Raw genomic sequence first — 21,498 nt, 5'->3', positions numbered from 1 at the left:
TTCGAAGCAATGCCTCCGTTCTCCTGACCGAGAGCGGAGGCCAGCGACCTCGCTCCGTTTACGCCGCTTGCCGCGCAAAGGTCCGCCTGAACCACGCCAGGAACGCCTCGCGGTTCTGGCCGGCGCCGAACTCGACATGCAGCGCGTCCTTGTCGCGGGCGCGGACCCGATAGGGCACGCGGCCATCGAAGCCGCTGAACTCCATGACGCCGCGATCGCCGATGCCCGGCTCGGGGTCGAACCGGAACCAGGCGCCGCCCTCGGAAATATCCACCAGATCGGCTTTCACCACGCCCTTGCGATCGTCGACGACCTTGATCGGCAGGGTCGACTTCATCCGCGGCGACTGCCGGCGGTCGGCTTCGGCGGTCGCGGTCCTCACAGCCTTCACCAGCGTGGCGCGGAGCGAGGTCAGGCCCGTCGCCACCGAGCCGATGGCGCTGCGCACCTCGGCGGCCCGATCGTTGACCATGCCGGCATCCCTGCCGACATTGCCGATCTTGGACGACACGTCGCGCGCCGCGCTGGCCGATGACTGGACCGAGCGGCTGATCTCCTGGGTCGCCGCGTGTTGCTCCTCCATCGCCGCAGCGATCGAGGCCGCGACCTCGTCGATCTCGGAAATCTGGCTGCCGATGCCTTCGACGACGTCGACGGTGGCCTGCGTGGTGGTTTGTACCTCGCCGATCAGGCGCGAGATCTCCTCGGTCGATTTGGCGGTCTGATCCGACAGCGACTTGACCTCGGCCGCAACCACGGCAAAGCCGCGGCCGGCATCGCCGGCGCGCGCGGCCTCGATGGTGGCATTGAGCGCCAAGAGGTTGGTCTGCTCGGCAATGCCGCCGATCAGGTTGGAGACCTCGGCGATCTTGTCCACGGCCGTCGACAAGGAGAGCATCGTGTTCTTGGCCTTCTCACGCCCGGTCACCGCCGATTTGGTGATCGTGCTGGCGCGCGCCACCTGGCTCGAGATCTCGCGGATCGCCGAGCTCAGTTGCTCGGCTGCCGACGAGACCGTCTGGGCATTGGAGAGCGACTGCTCCGAGGCGGCGGCCACCGATTGCGCATCGGTCGACAGCTCCTCGGCCAGTTTCGAGAGGCCTGCGGCCACGGCCTCGACCTGGCGCGATGCGCCGGCCGCGGCTTCGACGGACGTCTCGGTCTCGCGCTCGATCACGTCGGCCATGTCGAGCATGGCGCGCTTCTTGTGCTCCTCGGCGGCCGAGCGATCGCGCTCCTGCCTGTCGCGCAGGCTCGCGTTCTCGAGCGCGTTGGTCTTGAAGATGCTCAGCGCGCCCGCCATCGCGCCGATCTCGTCGCCGCGTTCGGAATAGGAGATATCGGCCGACAGATCGCCCTCGGCGATCCGCCGCATCAGGCCGGTCATGCGCGACAGAGGACGGACGACGCCGAGCACCAGACCCGACATGCCGGCGACGACCAGGGCCAGAACGATGCCTGATACGCTCCACACGATGATGGAGATGCTGCGGTCCTGGGTCGCCGCCGTCGCCTCCATGTCCGAATTGAACTTGTTCGCCTTGTCGACCAGCGTGTCGATCACCGCGCGGTGGGCGGCGTAGGCGTCGGCCAGCCGGGCATAGGCGGCATCGGCCTTCGCCATGTCGCCGGAGCGCAGCGCCGGGATCAACTCGGCTTCCAGGGCCTGCCAGAATTTCCGGACCTCGCCGTCCGATCGTTCGACCAGCAGCGATTTCAGATCAGGCTGCAGCGCCGAGCCGGTCCAGAACGTCTTGCGATCCTCATAGTCCTTCTTCAGTTGCGCCAGCTTCGTGACATGCGTGTCTAGATCTTTCGGCGTCCGGAGTGCGAGGGTCGCCTCGAGATAGGCCTCGAGCACATATTCAGGCGGCGGCAGGATGTCGGCCACCAGATCATTGCCGAGCTTGATCTTGTCGTAGAGCGGCCCGCCGACCTTGAGCTCGCGCAGCGCAAAGGCGCTGGTCAGCACGACCGCACCGAAGCCGAGTGCGAGCACGAGGCCGAAAGCCGCAATGAACGTGGAAATGGAGAGACGCATCTTCATGGCGGCGGCACATTTCGCTGGAGCGTGGACTGCACCCGCCGTCGTCCCGCCGGAGCCCTCTCCGTTCGCTTGCATGGAGATGGTCCGTCCGGAACGACCGGCATCGAGTCGTTAATTTGATCAGCGTGCACAACCTTTTCTCAGGGAAGGTAAATTTCCGCCCCCGTAGAAATGCGGTGCAGCCCGTTCGGCCGGGGATACAGGCGCTCCTCCCACTCTGACCTGGCGCAAGGCGGCGGGAGGTGGATCTGCGAACATTCAAGCGTCGTTGCTGCAGGAGCCACCAGGAGCCACCATGTCGAAACCCATCCCGGACAAGGCCGAGATCGCGCTCGAATATCCCGACAAGTTCTATGCCGGCACGTTCGAGCATTCCTCGCGGTTCGAAGCCCATCTCGAATCATCCGGCCTGGCATTGACCCTGGAGCGGCCCGGCCCCGAGGACGTCCGAAAATCGATCCGCATGCATCTGCACTTTGGACTGCTCGCCGGGATTCTTCGCGAGCTCGCCGCCGGCATCGCTTCGATGCCCAAGGACGACATCGTTCATCGCGAGCAGCTGCGCGACGCAGTCGCGGATCTGCATCGAGCCCTTAACGCGCCTTAACCGGTTGTGCCGCGACGGCACAGCAAGGCGCGGCGTTAACTCCCGGTTCAGCCTTCGTTAGTGCATTGCTAACTACGCCAGAACCTTTGCCCGGAGAAAGTCGGGTTGGAAGCCGGTGTGCTGCGCGAGTGACAGCATTTTACTCAAAAGCGATCTATCTCCGATCCATCGACGGCGCGCGACGCGCGAGCCTTGTTAGTTGAGTATCGGAGACCCGCCATGAAGAAGATCCTGTTCGCAACCGTTGCAGTCGCCGCGCTGGCTTCGGCCCAGTCCGCTTTCGCCGCCGATCTCGGCGCCCGGACCTACCCCTACGCCACCAAGGCGCCGCCGGCCTACGCCGCTCCGATCTACAACTGGACCGGCTTCTATCTCGGCGCCCATCTCGGCGGCGCGTTCTCCAGCGACAACAATTTCTCCGGCCTCGCCACTGGCAACAACTCCAACGGCCGCTTCCTGGGCGGCGTGCAGGTCGGCGCCGACTGGCAGTTCGCCCCGACCTGGGTGATCGGCGCGGAAGGCCAGTACAGCTGGCTGAGCGGCAGCGTCGGAGCAGCATTCCCGGGCGGCTACGCCTACACCAACAGCCAGCGCGGCCTCGGCTCGATCACCGGCCGCTTCGGCTACACCTGGGGTCCGGGCCTGCTCTACGTGAAGGGCGGCTATGCCTATTCCGACAACAACGAGAAGGTGACGTTCGCCGGAACGCCGGTCGGCTTCGCGACCAGCGGCGACCACCGCAACGGCTGGACCGTCGGCGCCGGCCTCGAATACATGTTCGCGCCCAACTGGTCGGCCAAGGCCGAGTATCAGTACTACAATTTCGGCAGCGCCACCTTCACGGCGCCCGCCGCGCTGGTCCCGACCGGCAGCTTCACCACCGACGACCACACCTTCAAGGCTGGCGTGAACTACCGCTTCAACTGGGGCGCTCCGCTCGCGGCCCGCTACTGATCCGCAGGCGTCAAATAACAACAAACGACGGGAAGGCCGGCAGCGATGCCGGCCTTTTCTGTCATAGGTTATCGAAAGCGCGGCCGAACAATCCCTTCCATCCCGTTAAATGCCGCGCGGTGAAATGCGAAAATCCGCGAAAATTCGGCACGCCCTGAGTAGTTTCCCTGATTTGTTAACCGCCGGCCCCGATACTGCCTGCAAGCAACAGCTACAAATAGTGCATATTGGGGGACACCAGAGATGGCGATTCGGTTCAGCTTCAGCAGGATGCTCGGGGCGCTGCGACCCAGGTGGGGCGTCCGCGGCAGCCTGTTCGCAGCCTTCGCGGTGATCGCCGGCATGGCGATCGCGATCAGCGTCGCTGCGGGACTGATGCTGCGCCACGTCGGCGGCGCCATGGTCGAGCTCTCGGGCCGCGACATTCCGCGCCTGACCTCGAGCCTGCAACTGCTGGCGCAGAGCTCCAGCTTGGCGAGCCTCGGCCCGGCGCTGCTGCAGTCCCAGAGCGAGGACGCGCTCAACGATCGCCTGAAGAGGATGCAGGAGATCCAGAAGACCACGCAGGAGCGGCTGAGCGAGATCAGCGCGCTCGGCGCCGCGAAAAGCGTGGTGGCGCCGCTCGCCGAGACCATCAAGAACATCAACGAGGCCAATCAGAGCCTGGTGTCGGCGGCGCGCGAGCGGCTCGACGTCGCAGCCCTTCACAACAAGCAGTATGACGCCCTGCGCAAGGCGCAGGCGGACTTCACCGCCGCCGCCAACGAGCCGATGCTGGACGCGCAGACGCAGCTCAACGCCGTGCTCGGCGCGGCCGAGGTGTCGGCGGACGACGCGACGGCCGCCGCCCGCTTCGTCGAGCAGCTCGGCAACGTGATCGCATCCGGCAACCTGCTGGTGGCGCAGATGGCCGCCGCGCTCTCGGCCAACGACAGCGACACGCTGGAGACGATCGAGCGGCAGTTCAAGGAGGCGCTGGCGCAGCTCAAATCCAATCTCGAACTGCTGCCGACCGGCCGCAGCACCAAGGCGATCCACGACGCCGCGCTGAAGCTCGCCGCGCTCGGCGAGGGCAAGACCCGCGTGTTCAAGACCCGCGAGAAGGAGCTCGACGCCAACGACTACGGCCAGACCGTGCTGGAGGAGACGCGCAAGCTGAATGTCGGCCTCGACATCAGCGTGCAGCAGCTCGTCGAAGGCGTTCGCAAGTCGACCGAAGGTGCCACCTCCACGGCGGGCCGCGACATCGAGCTGGCGACGCTCGGCATGGTCGGCGCCGGCGCAGCCACGCTGCTCGGCTCGGTGCTGTTCGTCTGGCTCTATGTCGGCGGCAACATCCTGCGCCGCATCAAGCGGCTGCAGCAGGCGATGCAGACGCTGTCGAGCGGCGATCTCGACACCGAGATCGCGGCCTCGAAGCAGCGCGACGAGATCGGCGCGATGGTCGACACCCTACAGGTGTTCCGCGAAAACATGGTCCGTGCCCGCACCCTGGCCGCCGAGCAGGACCGCGAGAATGCCGCCAAGGCCGAGCGCGCCGCGCGCATGGAGGCCCAGATCGCCACGTTCGAGGCGACGGTGCGCAGCGCCCTCGGCACGCTGCAGAACTCCGCCACGGCCATGCAGGCGACCGCACAGAGCATGTCGCAGACCGCCGACCAGTCCAACTCGCTGGTCAATGCGGTCGCGGCGGCTGCCGAGGAGACTTCGGTCAACGTCCAGACCGTGTCGGCCGGCACCGAGCAATTGTCGTCGTCGATCGCGGAGATCAGCCGCCAGGTCGTGACCTCGGCCCAGATCGCCAAGAAGGCGGTCGAGGAAGCCGGCGCCACCGACTCGACGATGCAGGGGCTCGCCGACAATGCGAGCCGCGTCAGCGTCGTCGTCGACCTGATCCAGGCGATCGCCTCGCAGACCAACCTGCTCGCCCTCAACGCCACCATCGAGGCGGCGCGCGCCGGCGAGGCCGGGCGCGGCTTCGCGGTGGTCGCGCAGGAGGTGAAGAGCCTGGCGAGCCAGACCGCCAAGGCCACCGACGAGATCCGTTCGCAGATCGCGAGCATGCAGCAGGTCGCCTCGTCGGCCGTGTCGGCGATACGCAACATCGGCGGGACCATCGCCGAGATTGACAACGTCACCACCGCGATCGCCGCCGCCGTGGAGCAGCAGGGAACGGCGACGCACGAGATCGCCCGCAACATCCAGCAGGCGGCCTCCGGCACCACCGAGGTCTCCAACAACATCACCGGCGTCTCCAGCGCCTCGGCCCAGGCCGGCACCTCCGCCAACGAGGTGCTCAGCGCCTCGGAGGCGCTGCGCCGCGAGGCGGAGACGCTGCGCGCGGAGGTCGACGCGTTCCTGACCAACATCAGGGCGGCGTAGTCGATATCGGGCCTCGCCCCTCGAGACGCCGGCCTGCGGCCGGCTCCTCAGGGTGAGGAGGCGCAGGTCGCTTTGCGGCCAACCGGGCGTGGGATCGAAGCGCCGACCCTCAACCCTCATGGTGAGGAGGCGCGCAGCGCCGTCTCGAACCATGAGGCCCGGCCTGCCGCGTCCCGGAATGCCGTCCAGCCATGCCGCTTCCATCGCGTTTTTCGGCTGGCGCTCGCCCGCGGCGGCCGTTAATCGATGAGGCATGACCAAGACAGACACCGTTCCCTCCTCCGCCGAAGCCCTGCGCTATCCCTGGGAGCAGCATCCCGGTGAGGACCAGGTCGTCGAGGTCGCGCCCGGCGTGCTGTGGCTGCGCCTGAAGCTGCCGTTCCGCCTCAACCATGTGAACATCTATCTGCTCGCCGACGGCGATGGTTGGGTCGCGGTGGACTCCGGCTTCGGCAACGAGGAGTCGATCGCCGCCTGGACGCGGCTGCTCGATGGCCCGCTGAAGCACGTGAAGATCACCCGGCTGATTGTCACGCATTCGCATCCCGACCATGTCGGGCTCGCCGGCTGGATCGTCGAGCGCTTCGCCTGCCCGCTGGTGATGTCGCAGGTCGAGTACCTGCAGTCGGTCTATCACCAGAACCGCGGCACCGAGGAGCGCCGCAATGCGCAGCGGCTGTTCTTCCGCCGCCACGGCATGGACGAAACGTTGACCGACAAGCTGCTCGGCCGCGGCCAGGAATATCTGCAGCGCGTCTCGGTGCTGCCGGCCTCCTACCGCCGCATCTCCCATGGCGACGAGATCCAGATCGGCAGCCGGCGCTTCAAGGTCATCACCGGCGGCGGTCACGCGCTCGACCAGGTCATGCTGTATTGCGCCGCCGACAAGCTGTTCCTGTCCGCGGACCAGGTGCTGAGCAAGATCTCGCCCAATGTCAGCGTCTGGGCGGTCGAGCCGGACCAGAACTCGCTCGGCGAATATCTGGCGTCGCTGGCGAGCCTCACCACCACCCTGCCCTATGACGTGCTGGTGCTGCCCGGCCACGGCGTGCCGTTCTACGGGCTGAAGACGCGCATCAAGCAGCTCGCCGACCACCACGAGGAGCGCTGCCGGATGATCGCGGACGCCTGCCGCGACGAGCCGAAAACCTCGGCGCAGCTCGTGCCGGTCGTGTTCCACAAGCACGTGCTCGATGCGCATCAGATGGGCTTCGCCGCCGGCGAGCTGATCGCGCATGTCAACTACATGCTGGTCGAGGGCCGCCTGACCGCCGGCGACGCCGACGGCGTGCTGCATTATCGCACCACCTGAGGCTGCGGGGCCGCAACGCCGCCGCGTCGCCGCAATCCTGGCGCCGTTCAGCCGGGATCAGCTCCCCCTTGGACAAATCGCCCAATTCCCGCCGTGGGATTCCGGCTCGACAGCCGCTCTGGAAACGCTCTAAGAAGACCTCACGCCACGCATGCCGCGAGGTTTTCGCTTCAGGTGCTGCACTGCAGCGCGCCAGTTCGGGTTTCGTGATGGACTACAGCCAGTACTTCAGTGCCGCCCTCGGTCGCCTGCATGATGAGCGTCGCTACCGTGTCTTCGCCGATCTCGAACGCATCGCCGGCCGGTTCCCGCATGCGACCTGGCACTCGCCGAGCGGACCGCGCAATGTCGTGATCTGGTGCTCCAACGACTATCTCGGCATGGGCCAGCACCCCAGGGTGGTCGGCGCGATGGTCGAGACCGCGACCCGCGTCGGCACCGGCGCCGGCGGCACCCGCAACATCGCCGGAACCCATCATCCCCTGGTGCAGCTGGAAGCCGAGCTCGCCGACCTCCACGGCAAGGAAGCGGCGCTGCTGTTCACGTCAGGCTATGTCTCCAACCAGACCGGCATCGCGACGCTCGCCAAGCTGATCCCGGATTGCCTGATCCTGTCGGACGCGCTGAACCACAATTCGATGATCGAGGGCGTGCGCCAGTCCGGCTGCGAGCGCCAGATCTGGCGCCACAACGATCTCGCCCATCTCGAGCAGCTGCTGATCGCCGCGGGCCCGAACCGGCCGAAGCTGATCGCCTGCGAGAGCCTGTATTCGATGGACGGCGACGTCGCACCGCTGGCTGAGATCTGCGATCTCGCCGAGCGCTACAACGCGATGACCTATGTCGACGAGGTGCATGCGGTCGGCATGTACGGCCCGCGCGGCGGCGGCATCGCCGAGCGCGACGGCGTCATGCACCGCATCGACATCCTCGAAGGCACGCTGGCCAAGGCGTTCGGCTGCCTCGGCGGCTACATCGCCGCCAAGGGCGAGATCATCGATGCCGTGCGCTCCTACGCGCCGGGCTTCATCTTCACGACCGCGCTGCCGCCGCCAATCTGCTCGGCCGCCACGGCTGCGATCAAGCACCTGAAATCGTCGAGCTGGGAGCGTGAACGCCACCAGGACCGCGCCGCGCGGGTGAAGGCGGTCCTCCACGCCGCCGGCCTGCCGGTGATGACCAACGACACCCACATCGTGCCGCTGTTCGTCGGCGATCCCGAGAAGTGCAAGCAGGCCTCCGACCTGCTGCTGGAAGAGCACGGCATCTACATCCAGCCGATCAACTACCCCACGGTCGCCAAGGGCACCGAGCGCCTGCGCATCACGCCCTCGCCCTACCACGACGACGGCCTGATCGACCGCCTGGCCGAGGCCCTGCTGCAGGTCTGGGAACGCCTGGGACTCGCGCTGCACGAGAAGCCGCTGGCGGCGGAGTAGTTATTCGATTTGCTGTGGTGAGCCCGCGCACGTTCCCGCGACGGCGGTGCGCTCCCCTCCCCCTTGCGGGGAGGGGAGCAGACCGGCCGGGCCGCGAGGACGTCGGCTCTCATCGACTGGGGCGGTGAACGAAGGTGAGACGGACCACGCCGGCGCTGCGGGAAGCAAGACCGATCGCGCTTAAGGACGCCCTCGTCATTCCCCGCGCGCCGGAGGGATAGCTATCGCCCCGCCTCCCCCAAAGCGCTAAACTCGCGGCCAATTCCCGGGGCGGAGCGATCGAGGAGTTCGCGTAAACACCATGCTGCACGACTGGGGCGTGATCCTGGCCGCGTTCGGCTATATCGGGTTCCTGTTCCTGGTCGCCAGCCGCGGCAACCGGGCCGGTGAACGGCGGCCGTCACCGCTGGCCGGGCTGATCTACCCGCTGTCGCTCGCCATCTACTGCACGTCCTGGACCTTCTTCGGCTCGGTCGGCTTCGCCTCGCGCAACAGCGTCGACTTCCTCGCGATCTATCTCGGGCCGATCCTGATGGTCGGCGCCTGCACGCCGCTGCTGCGCCGAGTCATCCGCCTTGCCAAGTCGCAGAACATCACCTCGGTCGCCGACCTGATCGGCGCCCGCTACGGCAAGAGCCAGGCGGTGGCGGCGACCGTGGCGCTGATCGCGATCATCGGCTCGGTGCCCTACATCGCGCTGCAGCTCAAGGCGGTGGCATCGTCGCTCGAGACCATCATGGTCGACGACCGCGCCTTCGCCCATATCCCGATCGTCGGCGACATGGCGCTGATGGTGACCTTGGCGATGGCGATCTTCGCGGTGCTGTTCGGCACCCGCCAGACCGACGCCACCGAGCACCAGCACGGCCTGATGCTGGCGGTCGCGACCGAATCGATCATCAAGCTGGTCGCCTTCATCGCCGCCGGCGCCTTCGTCACCTTCGTTATGTTCTCGCCGGTCGAGCTGATCGAGCGTGCGATGAAATCGCCGGAGGCCGAGCGCGCGCTGGAATACGTGCCGGGCATCGGCAGCTTCCTGACCATGACCCTGCTGTCGTTCTGCGCCGCGATGCTGCTGCCGCGCCAGTTCCATGTCAGCGTGGTCGAGAACGCCGACGATGCCGAGGTGTCGCGCGCGCGCTGGCTGTTTCCGCTCTATCTCGTCGCGATCAATCTGTTCGTGATCCCGATCGCGCTCGCCGGCCTCATCACCTTCCCGTTCGGCGCCGTCGACAGCGACATGTATGTGCTGGCGCTGCCGATCGAGGCCAATTCGCAATGGCTGTCGGTGCTGGTCTTCGTCGGCGGATTGTCGGCGGCGACCGCGATGGTGATCGTCGAATGCGTCGCGCTGTCGATCATGGTCTGCAACGACATCGTCGTGCCGCTGGTGCTGCAGCGCCAGCAGGAGCAGCGCGAGATCGGCCGCGACTTCGCCGGCTTCCTGCTCGGCACCCGCCGCATCGCGATCTTCGCCATCATGGTGATGGCCTATTTCTACTATCGCGCGCTCGGTAACACCCAGCTCGCCGCGATCGGCCTGCTGTCGTTCGCCGCCATCGCGCAGCTCGCGCCGAGCTTCTTCGGCGGCCTGTTCTGGCGGCGCGCGACCGCGCGCGGCGCGATGGGCGGCATGCTGGTCGGCTTCGCCGTCTGGCTCTACACGCTGTTCATCCCGAGCTTCCTCGACACCTCGACCGCGGGCATCCTGTTTCTTCAGCACGGCCCGTTCGGGCTCGAGGCGCTCAGGCCGCAGGCGCTGCTCGGCACCGACCTGCCGCCGCTGCTGCATGGCGTGCTGTGGAGCCTGTCGCTCAATCTGCTGACCTACATCGTGCTGTCGCTGGCGCGGCAGCCGTCGTCGATCGAGCTGTTGCAGGCCGACATCTTCGTGCCGGCCGAGCTGACGCCGAGCGCGCCGAGCTTCCGCCGCTGGCGCTCGACCGTGACGGTGCAGGACATCCAGAGCACGGTCGGCCAATATCTCGGCCCCGGCCGCGCCCGCGCCTCGTTCGAGGCCTTCGCCGCCCAGCGCAACCTGCCGCTCGATCCGGCCGCGCCGGCCGATTTCGAGCTGCTGCGCCATGCCGAGCATCTGATCGCCTCCTCGATCGGCGCGGCGTCGTCGCGCCTGGTGATGTCGCTGCTCCTGCGCAAGCGCACGGTGTCGGCCAAGGCCGCGCTCAAGCTGCTCGACGATTCCCATGCCGCGCTGCATTTCAACCGCGAGATCCTGCAGACCGCGCTGAACCATGTGCGTCAGGGCATCGCGGTGTTCGACGCCGATCTGCAATTGATCTGCTCCAACGGCCAGTTCGTCGACCTGCTCGGGCTGCCGCCGGATCTGGTGCAGATCGGCAGCCCGCTGAAGGAAATCCTCGAATTCATGAGCACGATCGGCGCGCCCACCTATGAGGACGGCGAGGCGCTGCTGGCGCGCCGGCTCGCCGCCTACACCACCGAGGGCGAGCCTTATCTGGAACGCCTCGCCGACCGCCACATGGTGATCGAGGTCCGCACCAACCGCATGCCGGGTGGCGGCCTCGTCATCACCTTCACCGACGTCACGCCCTCGTTCGAGGCCGCCGAGGCACTGGAGCGCGCCAATGCGACGCTGGAAAAACGCGTCCGCGACCGCACCGAGGAGCTGACGCGGCTGAACTCGGAGCTGGCGCTGGCCAAGAGCGCCGCCGAGGACGCCAACATCTCCAAGACGCGCTTCCTTGCGGCGGCCAGCCACGACATCCTGCAGCCGCTGAACGCGGCGCGGCTCTACGTGACGAGCCTCGTCGAGCGGCAGACGGCCGGCGAGGATTCGCGCCTGGTCGAGAACATCGACGACTCGCTGGAAGCGATCGAGGAGATCCTCGGCGCGCTGCTCGACATCTCCCGGCTCGATGCCGGCGCGATGACGCCCTCGGTGTCGAGCTTCAAGATGGCCGATTTGATGCGCTCGCTGGAGATCGAGTTCGCGCCCGCCGCGCGCGCCAAGGGTCTGGAGCTGGTGTTCGTGCCGTCGTCGCTGCCGGTCGAGTCCGACCGCCTGCTGCTGCGCCGGCTGCTGCAGAACTTCATCTCCAACGCCATCAAGTACACGCCCAAGGGCCGCGTGCTGGTCGGCTGCCGCCGCCACGGCCAGTCGCTGCAGATCGGCGTCTACGATACCGGCGTCGGCATCCCCCCGGTGAAGCGCGGCGAGATCTTCAAGGAATTTCACCGCCTCGAGCAGGGCGCGCGGATCGCCCGCGGCCTCGGCCTGGGGCTGTCGATCGTCGAGCGCATCGCCCGCGTGCTCAATCACGGCATCGCGCTGGACTCGCGGCCCGGCCGCGGCTCGGTGTTCTCGGTCACGGTGCCGATTGCGAAAGCGATCAACCACACCGCCGCCGTCACCAGCGCGACGCCGCTGGCGACGACGCCGATTGCCGGCGCGCTGATCGTCTGCATCGAGAACGATCCGGCGATCCTCGACGGCATGAAGACCCTGCTGACGGCGTGGGACGCCGAGGTGATCGCCGTGCCTGATCCGGAGTCCGCGATGGAGGCGATCGCGGCGCGCGACGGCGCCGTCACCGGCCTGCTCGTCGACTACCATCTCGACCGCGGCAACGGCATCGCCGCCATCCGCGACATCCGCCGCCGCTTCAACGAGGCACTGCCCGCGATCCTGATCACCGCCGACCGCAGCCCCCACGTCCGCGCCGCTGCCCGCGACGACAACGTCGCCGTGCTCAACAAGCCGCTGAAGCCGGCGTCGCTGCGGGCGTTGTTGGGACAGTGGCGGATCCAGCAGATGGTGGCGGCGGAGTAGGAACGCCGGCCGGCGAAACGGCCGCTCGGGCTACCGCACCTCCCGCGGTGGGCGCCCCGACACCCGGCTGAACACACGCGAGAACGCCGCGGCGCTGTCGTAGCCGACCTGCGAAGCGACGCTCTTGACGGACTTGCCCTTGGCAAGCAGCTGCCGCGCCAGCGTCATGCGCCAAGCCGTCAGATAGTCGATCGGCGTTCGGCCGACGCGCGCCCGGAACAGATCGGCGAAGCGCGTGCGCGACATGCCGGCGATATCGGCGAGATCCTCGAGGCTCCACGCCCGGCCCGGCGCGTCATGGATCGCGGTCAGCGCCTTCGCCAGGCGCGGGTCAGCGAGCCCGGCGAGCACGCCGCTCTCGACCGCGCCGCTGGCGACGACGTCGCGGACGATCAGGATCAGCAGATAGTCGAACAGCCGGTCCAGCGCCGCCTGCCGACCGCCGCCATCGGCAAACCCCTCGGCGACCAGCAGGTCGCAGACCGGCGTGAGCGTCGGATGCCCGGCGAGCGGCAGCACCACGAGCTCGGGCAGTCCCTCACCGATCGGATTGCCCTCGGCGCCGCCGAGCTCGACGGTCGCGCAAACGAGATCGGCACCACGCTCGGGATCGACGACGAAGCGATGCGTCCGTCCGCGCGGAAAGAACATCAGGGTCGGCTCGTGCAGTTTCAAGTCGTCTGCGCCCGGCTGGGTCAGGGTCAGCACGCCGGCCTTGAACAGGTGCAGATGGCCCTCCGGTCCGAATTCCACGGTGTTGCAAAGGTTGCCGGAGAAGAAGGTCCGAGCCCGCGGCGTGACATGGGCAAACAGCGCGGCAAAAGGGTCCATGGGACGATCTGCAATGTTTCTGGCACCTAAAGCCACACATAGTCCGGCATGGAGGGGGCGTGCAAGCCCGCACCTCACACCAAGGATGTTCCCATGCCCCGCATTGCTCCCGTCGACACCGTCAGCGCCGATGCCGGCGTCGTCGCCACGCTGTCCGCCGTGAAGGCCAAGATCGGCATGACGCCGAACCTGTTCTCGACGCTCGCGCAGTCGGGCGCCGCGCTGAACGGCTACATCGCCTTCTCCGATGCACTCGCCAAGGGCGCGCTCACCGCGAGGCAACGCGAGATCGTCGCGCTCGCGGTCGCCCAGGCCAATGGCTGCGAATATTGTCTCTCGGCCCATTCGCTGATGGGCAAGGGCGCTGGCCTCAGCCCGGACGGCCTCCGCAAGGCTCGCGAAGGCACCGCTGATGACGCCATCGACGCAGCCGTCGCCCGCCTCGCGCGCCGCGTCGTCGACACCAAGGGACAGGTCGCCGACGCCGACCTCGCCACGGCGCGCGCGGCGGGTCTCGACGACGGCCGGCTGATCGAGATCATCGCGAACGTCGCGATCAACGTGCTGACGAACTACGTCAACAACGCCGCGCACACCGACATCGACTTCCCGAAGGTCGCGCTCACCCTGCAGACGGCTGGGTAAGGAAGCCTCCCAGACGATCCATGCCGTCGCGCACTGCATCTGACAGCGTCTGTTGACGGAGCATCCTCGAACATGGCGCGGCGGCCGGGCGCAAACCCCGGCCGCTGTCGCTTGCGAGGGTCGCAGAACATCCTTTGAGGCAAGAACTAAGGTTCTCCCCTCGCGCCCATCCGCTCCACGAGATAGTCCACGAACACGCGGACGCGCGCGGGCATGTTGGGACCGCCGACGAACACGGCGTGGAAGACTTCCCTGTCGCCGGGATTGAACGCCTCGAGCAGCGGCACCAGCCGTCCCTCTGCGATCGCGTTGCCGAGGCTGAAATCGCCGACGCGGGCGATGCCGACGCCATCGAGCGCGAGCTGGCTGAGCGTGTCGCCGCTGTTGGCTTCGACGGCGCCGCGCAGCTTCAGCGCATAGTTGACGCCGTCGCGGCGGAACGGCCACACCGGCTCGGCGCGGCGGAAGCTGAAGTTCAGGCAGTTGTGGTTGGTGAGGTCTTCCGGAGTCTGCGGCACGCCCCAGCGCGCCAGATAGTCCGGCGAGGCGACGATGGTGCGGCCATTGGCGCCGAGGCGCCGCGCGGTGAGCGCGCTGTCGGCCAGCGGACCGCCGCGAATGGCGACGTCGGCCTGGCCCGCCGCCACATCGACGAGGCCGTCGCTGAGATTGATGTCGACGAGGATGTTCGGATAGCGCCGCACGAACTCGCCGAGCAACGGCACGATGCAGATGCGGCCGTGCGACAGCGCGGCGCTGACCCGGATGCGCCCGCGCGGCGCGCCCTGATCCGCGATCGCCTGCTCGGCCTCGTCGAGATCGGCGAGAATGCGGCGGGCGGCCGCGAGATAGGCCAGGCCCTCGGCGGTCAGCGTGAGCACGCGCGTGGACCGCAGCAGCAGCCGCGCGCCGAGCCGCGCCTCGATGCGGTCGAGCGTGCGGCTGACGGCCGACGGCGTCAGCCCGAGGCCCCGGCCCGCGGCCGAGAAGCTGCCGCTGTCGGCGACCGCGCAGAACACCTCGAGATCCCGGGCGCGGTCCGCGCTGGCCAGTACCATCTTTGCGTCCAGATCAAAAATCCTTGGCGTCACTACCCTCTAATACCGCGATTGGGGTTCGTCTAGCTTTGCGTGCATCACCACGATGCAACCTACGGAGACCGTCATGACCCTGCCCCGCCTGCTGCGAAACACCGCCCTTGCCGCCACCGCACTCACGATGCTGACCAGCGCCGCCCTCGCCGACGCGACCGAGGCGCCGGGCCATTTCCCGAAGAGCTTCCGCATCCAGGAGATCCCGGCCAACGGCACCACGCTCCACGTCCGCGTCGGCGGCACAGGACCCGCGGTGGTGCTGCTGCACGGCTATGGCGACACCGGCGACATGTGGGTGCCGCTCGCCGCCAAGCTCGCCGAGAACCACACCGTGATCGTGCCCGATTTGCGCGGCCTCGGCCTCTCCGCCCGCGCCGACAAGGGTTTCGAGAAGGCCAACCAGGCCGAGGACATCACCGGCGTCATGGACGCGCTGGGCGCGCGCACCGCCGAGGTCGTGGCGCACGACATCGGCAACATGGTCGCCTATGCGCTGGCAGCGCGGCATTCCGACCGCGTGACCAAGCTGGTGCTGATGGATGCGCCGGTGCCGGGCATCGGCCCGTGGGAGGAGATCCTCAAGAACCCGCTGCTGTGGCACTTCCGCTTCGGCGGCCCCGACATGGAGCGCCTGGTGGCGGGGCGCGAGCGCATCTATCTCGACCGCTTCTGGAACGAGTTCTCCGCCAACCCTGCGCATTTCCCGGAGGCCGCGCGCGTCCACTACGCGGAGCTCTATGCCGGGCCCGGGCGGATGCATGCCGGCTTCAGCCAGTTCGCCGCCTTCGATCAGGACGCCATCGACAACCGCGCCTGGCTCGCGGCGCATGGCAAGCTGACGATGCCGGTGCTGGCGATCGGCGGCGCGGCGTCCTTCGGCCCGACCATGGCGGTGGTGGCGCGGGCCGGCGCGAACAACGTGCAGGAGCAGGTCATCGAAGGCTCCGGCCATTGGCTGATGGAAGAGCAGCCCACCGCGACGGTCGCTGCGATCGACGCCTTCCTCAACGGGCAGCCGGCCGCCACGCCGTCGTCGCGCTGATCCTCGCGCAACTGATCCAACGCAGCAGAAGGCGCCGATCATGTCGACCCACGCTCTCGATGATGCGATCGGCGCGGCCAACGCCGCGCAAAAGCCTGCGGTCATCTTCATCCACGGCCTGTGGCTGAAGCCCAGCTCGTGGGACCGCTGGGCCGAGTTGTTCAACGCGGCAGGCTACGCCACGCTGGCGCCCGGCTGGCCGGCGGAGATGGGCGGCGCCGCAGCGCCCGAAACGATCGGCGAGGTGGCGGCGCACTTCGCCGCGATCGCGGGCGCGCTCGACCGGCGCCCCGCCGTGCTCGGCCATTCCTTCGGCGGCCTGATCGCGCAGATCCTCGCCGGCCGCGGGCTGTCGGCGGCGACGGTCGCGATCGATCCGGCGCCATTCCGCGGCGTGCTGCCGCTGCCCGTCTCGGCGCTGCGCTCCGCCTGGCCGGTCCTGCAGAACCCGCTCAATGCCAACCGCAACGTCAGTCTTACCCCCGAACAATTCCGCTACGCGTTTGCGAACTCCGTGCCGGAAGCCGAGAGCGACGCATTATACGAAACCTACCAGGCGCCTGCCCCGGGCCGACCGATCTTCCAGGCCGCGGCCGCCAACCTCAATCCCTGGACCGAGGCCCACGTCGACAGCGAGGCCGTCGAACGCGGCCCGCTGCTGATCATCTCCGGCGAGCACGACCACACCGTGCCGCCCTCGGTCGCCCGCGCCGCCTACGATCGGCAGAAGCGCAACCAGCACGCCGTCACCGAATTCGCCCAATTCCCGCAACGCGGCCACTCGCTGACAATCGACAGCGGCTGGCGCGAGGTGGCGGAAACGGCGCTGGGGTTTGTGGGGCGGTTTCTTTAGCGTTCGGCCACTCCGTACTTTAGCGGGGGTCCCACTCGACGACTACGATCTTGAGAGGGCCGGAGGAGGAACTGGCTCGAAAAACGGCGGGTTTGACCGAGTTGAAGCGAAGTCGGCGACCCAAACGCAGATCGCGGCAGTTGACACAGCCCATGGTTGAACCTTACCAGACAAAGCCTAGAAAGTTAGTTGATCCTAGATTTGAAATTTCCCGATTGGATTTGGTTTGGTGGGGCGATTTCTTTTCGTCTTGATTGTGCTTACGGGCACGCTCCTCAACGCGCAGTCACGCCCTATAGGGACTATCGGTCGGAGCGGCCCCCTTCCGCTTGCGTGCGACCAGAACATTATTGCGTTCGGAGGAAACATACGAATTACTCTTCCCGCGGCGACTGGCATCGAAGATGGATGCGATATCGTTCTCGTCAACGAAGAGTCCGAGGCCGGCAAGCTCTTGATCGACTTCCCACAAGACATCAACCCACGGCTTTATCCAAACCAGTCGGTCGGAATAACAAGCTACAAAGGTCGTTGGATTTCGACGCACAAGCCCGGTCGATACAAAGTTCCGAATGGAAGTTTGAAGATCCTCGTCGATAATGACGGCGATGATGGCAACGACGGCATCAGCAGGCCAGTGAAGTATCTCGCCACCGCCGTTCAGCTGATCCAGCAGGACCTCGACACCCGCCAATCGCTCGTAACGATCGCGCCGACCATCGGCCAAACCTTCAAAGATGACGCGGTTGCCATTAGTGGGCAGCCCCTGGGCAGCAATTTGATCGCGCTATCTCCGAACGGAAACGGAACGATAAAGCTGGTGCATGCAGCGACGTGCATTACGGCAGGCGACAATGGGGAGCTGTTTCTATGGGCGGATCAATTTGGGCCGCAGGGGCAGATCGAGATGCACTGCAATAGGGACAACAACCCGAATACACCGCAAATGCTCGCACACAACAACGGAGTTTTCGACGGCTCAGGAAAGCTCGTCTTTCACGGATCTGGCGACAAGGATATCGCTATTTCGTTTGACGGTCCAACGGCAGGCTCGTCCTTCAATGGCGGAATCCAAGTCGCCGGTCATTTCGATATCGTCTGGCGCATGGAGCAAGGCGGAGGGCGGTTTACGCTAGGCTGCAGCTCTCAAGGATGCGCCAGCATAGAGCCGATAGCGGACGAGTCGGGCGACATGCCGAGCATCAACCGATTGTTTATGGTCATCGGGAGCGAACAGCTACGTATCGGTAATTGCCCCAGGAGGGATGGCTATCGCAAGGTGGGCCCATCCATTGTCGGAGGCAACGGCCTGCTCGTGAAGTTCGGCTGCTTCATCCCGGGTACGCCCGACGGCGTGCCACTGATGACGCAGAACGGAAAAGTGTACGACTCAGCTTACTGACTACCCAAAGACCTCAAAATCAGGGGGGCTAGCTGTTGGCGCGCCAACCAGACCGAGGCGAATGGGCGGAGGTGAACCGTATCAGCCGTGATCAGCCCTTCGCGACGGTTATCACCGAGGAAAGCAAGGCACCCCTCTGCGCTACAGAACGCTTGCATTTCGTCCACGAAGTCGAAGGGCTCGTCGCGCTTCAGCTGCGATTGAAACTTTTTGGTGAACGACATCAACTCGTCATCGAGGTGACCCGGTATATACCGCGGGGTCGACTTCCAATACTCATCCAGAATGATCTTGTGCAGAAAGCGCTTCCAATGCGGTCGCTGACCAAGCACGAGCACCTTCTTGACGCCATACCCCTTCACCATCATCGAAAACTTGCGGATGTACTCGATGTCGAACGAGTTGTTCGATGAAAGCAACAGAACATCGGGCGGATCGATCGCAATCCGACGCAGCGCAAAGTAGTTAGCCATGTTGCAGTGGTGAGTCTCTATGATGTGCTCGATAATTGGACTGACTTGGCAGCCAGAACTGTGGATCAGCAACACCGACACATCTTTCGGAAGAACTTCATTGAGCCCGTAATATAGGTCCGCAGCATTGGAATCTCCGATAATGAGCACACTCTTGTCGGAGTGCCGCATATAGCAACTGGGATCGATGGCCTTTCTTGGCGCGAGCGTGGGGACCGGACTATCCCAGGCGTAAAAGTTACAGCGGTTCTGCATGATATCCTGAGCCTCGGCCTGGATCAGCGGCGACCCGCCATAAAAATACGCCGCATATTCACGCTTGTCCTCGTCGTTGATCCGGCCCGGGAAACCCTGCATCGCGACATCGAGGAGCCCAAATGCGCCGATGGCGATCATCGCCATTGCTAGCCCTGGCACCATCCAGACTCGCAGCTCGCCAGACCGGATGGGCTTCTCGAGAAACTGATAGGTGCCCCACGCAAGCCCGACTGACGCACCGACCAACAACGTGATGACGGCTTGCGGGGGCGGCGAGGCTCCATAGTGGATGCGCACAAAAGTCAGCAGCGGCCAGTGCCACAGATACAATGGATAGCTGATCAGACCGATCCAGACCATGACCGGATTTGAGAGGAGCACCCGGTTGAGCCAAGCTCCCGGCCCGGCGAGGATGACCAGGTAACTTCCGAGGACCGGCATTAGCGCCCACCAGCCTGGGAACTCCTGCCGGCGCGTGATCACGAGGACGGACGCAGCAATCAGCGCGATAGCCGCCACCGAAACAAAGTCGCGATAAATCTTCTTCTCGTTCCCCCCCCCCGCGCTCGAAGAGAACGGACGCTATGACCGTCGCGAGGCCATTTTCGACCCAGACCGCCGCCCGTGGCGTTGAAAATGCCAGATAGGCCAGAATGCTGCCCGTCGACAGCTCCCAGAAGCGGGCTCCCGGAGAATAGAATGCGGCGACGGGGTTCGATGGCGTAGCCTTGATGTTGTAGATAAATGAAGCTGCAAACATTGCGACAAAAACCGTGAACAGGTTCAGGCGCAGCCGCCAGGCAATCCAGATCAGCGCCGGCCACAGGAGATAGAACTGCTCCTCGATGCCAAGCGACCAGAGATGCAGAAGGATTTTGGTGTCTGCCGCGACGTCGAAATAGTTGGCTTCCTGCCACAGAGCAAAGTTGGAAACAAAGCCCGCGCCAGCGGCCACATGCTTACCGAGCAGACGGAAATCGTCTGGCAGTAGCAGAAGCGCGCCCGCTGCTAACGATGCGGTTAGCACGAGCGCGAGCGCGGGAAATATCCGTTTGATCCGCCGGGCGTAGAAGACCTGAAAGCTGAATGTGCCACTTTCCAGCCCGCCGAGAATAATTGATGTGATAAGGAAGCCCGATATCACGAAGAAGATGTCGACACCGACAAAGCCGCTTCGGAGCGTGCCAGGGAAGGCGTGAAAGGCGACCACGGAGAGAACGGCGACAGCTCTCAATCCGTCTATGTCTGGCCGGTAGAGAGGCCCATGGACGGCGTCCCTGGCGTGGCGCACCTCGGCTGGTGAATGCATAACGACCCGCTCTCTTCCGCACGCGCCCAAATACTTCCGGCGCGAGCAAACTCATTAATCTGCAATTTTTTGGCGATCAAACCCGAAATGGTGACGTAAGCTCAAACCCCGCTGACATTTTCATGTCCCCTTGTGCACCCAGTCCTGTGGACCTCGGTCAGTTATTCCTCCTCTACGTCTGCCTCCGTTGTCCCCAGCGACGGCCGTTTGCCGTCAGCCGATGCTCGGATCAAACCCACCAGCGCGTCTCGGCAGAGCCACCGGCTGCTCGCAGCTTGAGCGCGATCAAGGACCGCGCGCGTTCGCTGGCTCCAAGAGTCCTCGGAACTCCAGTCCTGTTCAGCTATCGATTCAGATCGACAAATTCACAGCCCGTCGAATCTTATTTCTTTTTCCCCGAAATCATGATACACGTCGCGCCATCCCGTGCCCGCCATGAGGGGCGCTTCGCGATCGTCACGAACGTGGGGCGCGGGATGCGGTGGGCGCGTCGGGTCGCAGCGGGCTTAGGTCTCGCGGACGAACGATCCGGTGCGCACGGTCAAGCCGTGTGGTCCTGGCATCCCGGTGCTGATGCCAAGTCCGTGACGACGATGTTGCGGATGACGGGGGCAAGAACGCCGGTCCCCGGGGAGAGCTCGGAGCAGCCGTCAAAACCATCGCGCAGGGAGGGCCGGGCGTGTTCGGCCAGACCTGTGGTGACTGCCGCCTGCTTTTTTTCTGCAGGCGGGCCACGGGCGCGGCCAGCGCCCGGCCTTCCCTGCGCCCTCTGCTTTCGAGAGGGCGAAAGATCAGCAAAGCTCGGACGCCGATGGCGCCGCGAGGCTGAGAAGGTGTGTCGCGAAAGGAGATCCGAAGTTGAACGCAGTCGTTCAATGCGTGACCACGGATGGTCCGACACGATCGGCCGACGCTGCGCACCGAGCCGGAGCGCAATCGTACAATCCTCATTGTCGTCATGGCCGGGCTTGTCCCACGGCTGTCCGGTTCAGACAGACTGGACATGGTGCATGGCGTGGATTCTTCTGCGGTCTTGAGC

14 protein-coding genes and 1 pseudogene are annotated in these 21,498 nt (G+C 65.7%); 10 read left to right on the top strand and 5 right to left on the bottom strand.

The features are described from left to right. Positions 1–58 precede the first annotated feature (58 nt). Positions 59–2,047, bottom strand: a complete 1,989-nt coding sequence (locus ACQR1F_RS31670; protein WP_434914520.1) for a methyl-accepting chemotaxis protein — start codon at positions 2,045–2,047, stop codon at positions 59–61. 295 nt (positions 2,048–2,342) lie between these two features. Between ACQR1F_RS31670 and ACQR1F_RS31665 the strand changes: the two genes are divergently transcribed. The 6 genes from ACQR1F_RS31665 (at position 2,343) to ACQR1F_RS31640 (ending at position 12,552) form a co-directional block, all read left to right on the top strand. Next, on the top strand, positions 2,343–2,654 hold the full coding sequence (locus tag ACQR1F_RS31665; protein WP_315801510.1) for a hypothetical protein: 312 nt from the start codon (positions 2,343–2,345) through the stop codon (positions 2,652–2,654). A gap of 219 nt (positions 2,655–2,873) precedes the next feature. Beyond that, positions 2,874–3,608, top strand: a complete 735-nt coding sequence (locus ACQR1F_RS31660; protein ID WP_315801511.1) for a porin family protein — start codon at positions 2,874–2,876, stop codon at positions 3,606–3,608. 243 nt (positions 3,609–3,851) lie between these two features. Beyond that, positions 3,852–5,990, top strand: coding sequence for a methyl-accepting chemotaxis protein (locus ACQR1F_RS31655; RefSeq protein ID WP_434914519.1), 2,139 nt, complete (start codon positions 3,852–3,854; stop codon positions 5,988–5,990). Between the two features lie 253 nt (positions 5,991–6,243). Further along, a complete protein-coding gene (locus tag ACQR1F_RS31650) occupies positions 6,244–7,302 on the top strand; it encodes an MBL fold metallo-hydrolase (RefSeq protein ID WP_434914518.1) in 1,059 nt (352 codons plus the stop codon). A 209-nt stretch (positions 7,303–7,511) separates the two neighbouring features. Next, positions 7,512–8,741 (top strand): 5-aminolevulinate synthase, encoded by a 1,230-nt coding sequence (gene hemA / locus ACQR1F_RS31645; protein ID WP_316218207.1) that lies wholly within the window; start codon positions 7,512–7,514, stop codon positions 8,739–8,741. Between the two features lie 301 nt (positions 8,742–9,042). After that, on the top strand, positions 9,043–12,552 hold the full coding sequence (locus tag ACQR1F_RS31640) for a PAS domain-containing hybrid sensor histidine kinase/response regulator (protein WP_434908150.1): 3,510 nt from the start codon (positions 9,043–9,045) through the stop codon (positions 12,550–12,552). 30 nt (positions 12,553–12,582) lie between these two features. Here ACQR1F_RS31640 and ACQR1F_RS31635 read toward each other — a convergent pair whose 3' ends face one another. Then, positions 12,583–13,383, bottom strand: coding sequence for an AraC family transcriptional regulator (locus ACQR1F_RS31635; RefSeq protein ID WP_315801516.1), 801 nt, complete (start codon positions 13,381–13,383; stop codon positions 12,583–12,585). 93 nt (positions 13,384–13,476) lie between these two features. On the opposite strand from ACQR1F_RS31635, the gene ACQR1F_RS31630 reads away from it, so the two are divergent. Further along, positions 13,477–14,028, top strand: coding sequence for a carboxymuconolactone decarboxylase family protein (locus ACQR1F_RS31630; protein WP_315801517.1), 552 nt, complete (start codon positions 13,477–13,479; stop codon positions 14,026–14,028). Between the two features lie 146 nt (positions 14,029–14,174). Here the strand turns inward: ACQR1F_RS31630 and ACQR1F_RS31625 are convergent, their stop codons facing one another. Further along, on the bottom strand, positions 14,175–15,086 hold the full coding sequence (locus ACQR1F_RS31625; protein WP_434893195.1) for a LysR family transcriptional regulator: 912 nt from the start codon (positions 15,084–15,086) through the stop codon (positions 14,175–14,177). 106 nt (positions 15,087–15,192) lie between these two features. Between ACQR1F_RS31625 and ACQR1F_RS31620 the strand changes: the two genes are divergently transcribed. The 3 genes from ACQR1F_RS31620 (at position 15,193) to ACQR1F_RS31610 (ending at position 18,419) form a co-directional block, all read left to right on the top strand. Then, the gene (locus tag ACQR1F_RS31620) at positions 15,193–16,164 is read left to right on the top strand and encodes an alpha/beta fold hydrolase (protein ID WP_434914517.1); all 972 of its coding nucleotides are present in this window, start codon (positions 15,193–15,195) and stop codon (positions 16,162–16,164) included. Between the two features lie 40 nt (positions 16,165–16,204). Then, the gene (locus tag ACQR1F_RS31615) at positions 16,205–17,017 is read left to right on the top strand and encodes an alpha/beta hydrolase (protein ID WP_434914516.1); all 813 of its coding nucleotides are present in this window, start codon (positions 16,205–16,207) and stop codon (positions 17,015–17,017) included. 229 nt (positions 17,018–17,246) lie between these two features. Further along, complete coding sequence (locus ACQR1F_RS31610) at positions 17,247–18,419, top strand: hypothetical protein (protein ID WP_316182206.1); 1,173 nt, start codon at positions 17,247–17,249, stop codon at positions 18,417–18,419. Here ACQR1F_RS31610 and ACQR1F_RS31605 read toward each other — a convergent pair. Continuing rightward, on the bottom strand, positions 18,413–19,669 hold the full coding sequence (locus ACQR1F_RS31605) for an acyltransferase family protein (RefSeq protein WP_434914515.1): 1,257 nt from the start codon (positions 19,667–19,669) through the stop codon (positions 18,413–18,415). The genes ACQR1F_RS31610 and ACQR1F_RS31605 overlap by 7 nt on opposite strands. Positions 19,670–19,817: 148 nt before the next feature. Beyond that, a pseudogene (locus tag ACQR1F_RS31600) lies at positions 19,818–20,459 on the bottom strand (acyltransferase family protein); the annotation flags it as partial. Positions 20,460–21,498: the final 1,039 nt, after the last annotated feature.

Source organism: Bradyrhizobium sp. HKCCYLS3013 (assembly GCF_051167615.1).
In the GTDB taxonomy this organism is placed as follows: Bacteria; Pseudomonadota; Alphaproteobacteria; order Rhizobiales; family Xanthobacteraceae; genus Bradyrhizobium.
The sequence above is the reverse complement of the archived record's forward strand: the minus strand, read 5'-3'. Positions and strand labels throughout refer to the sequence as shown.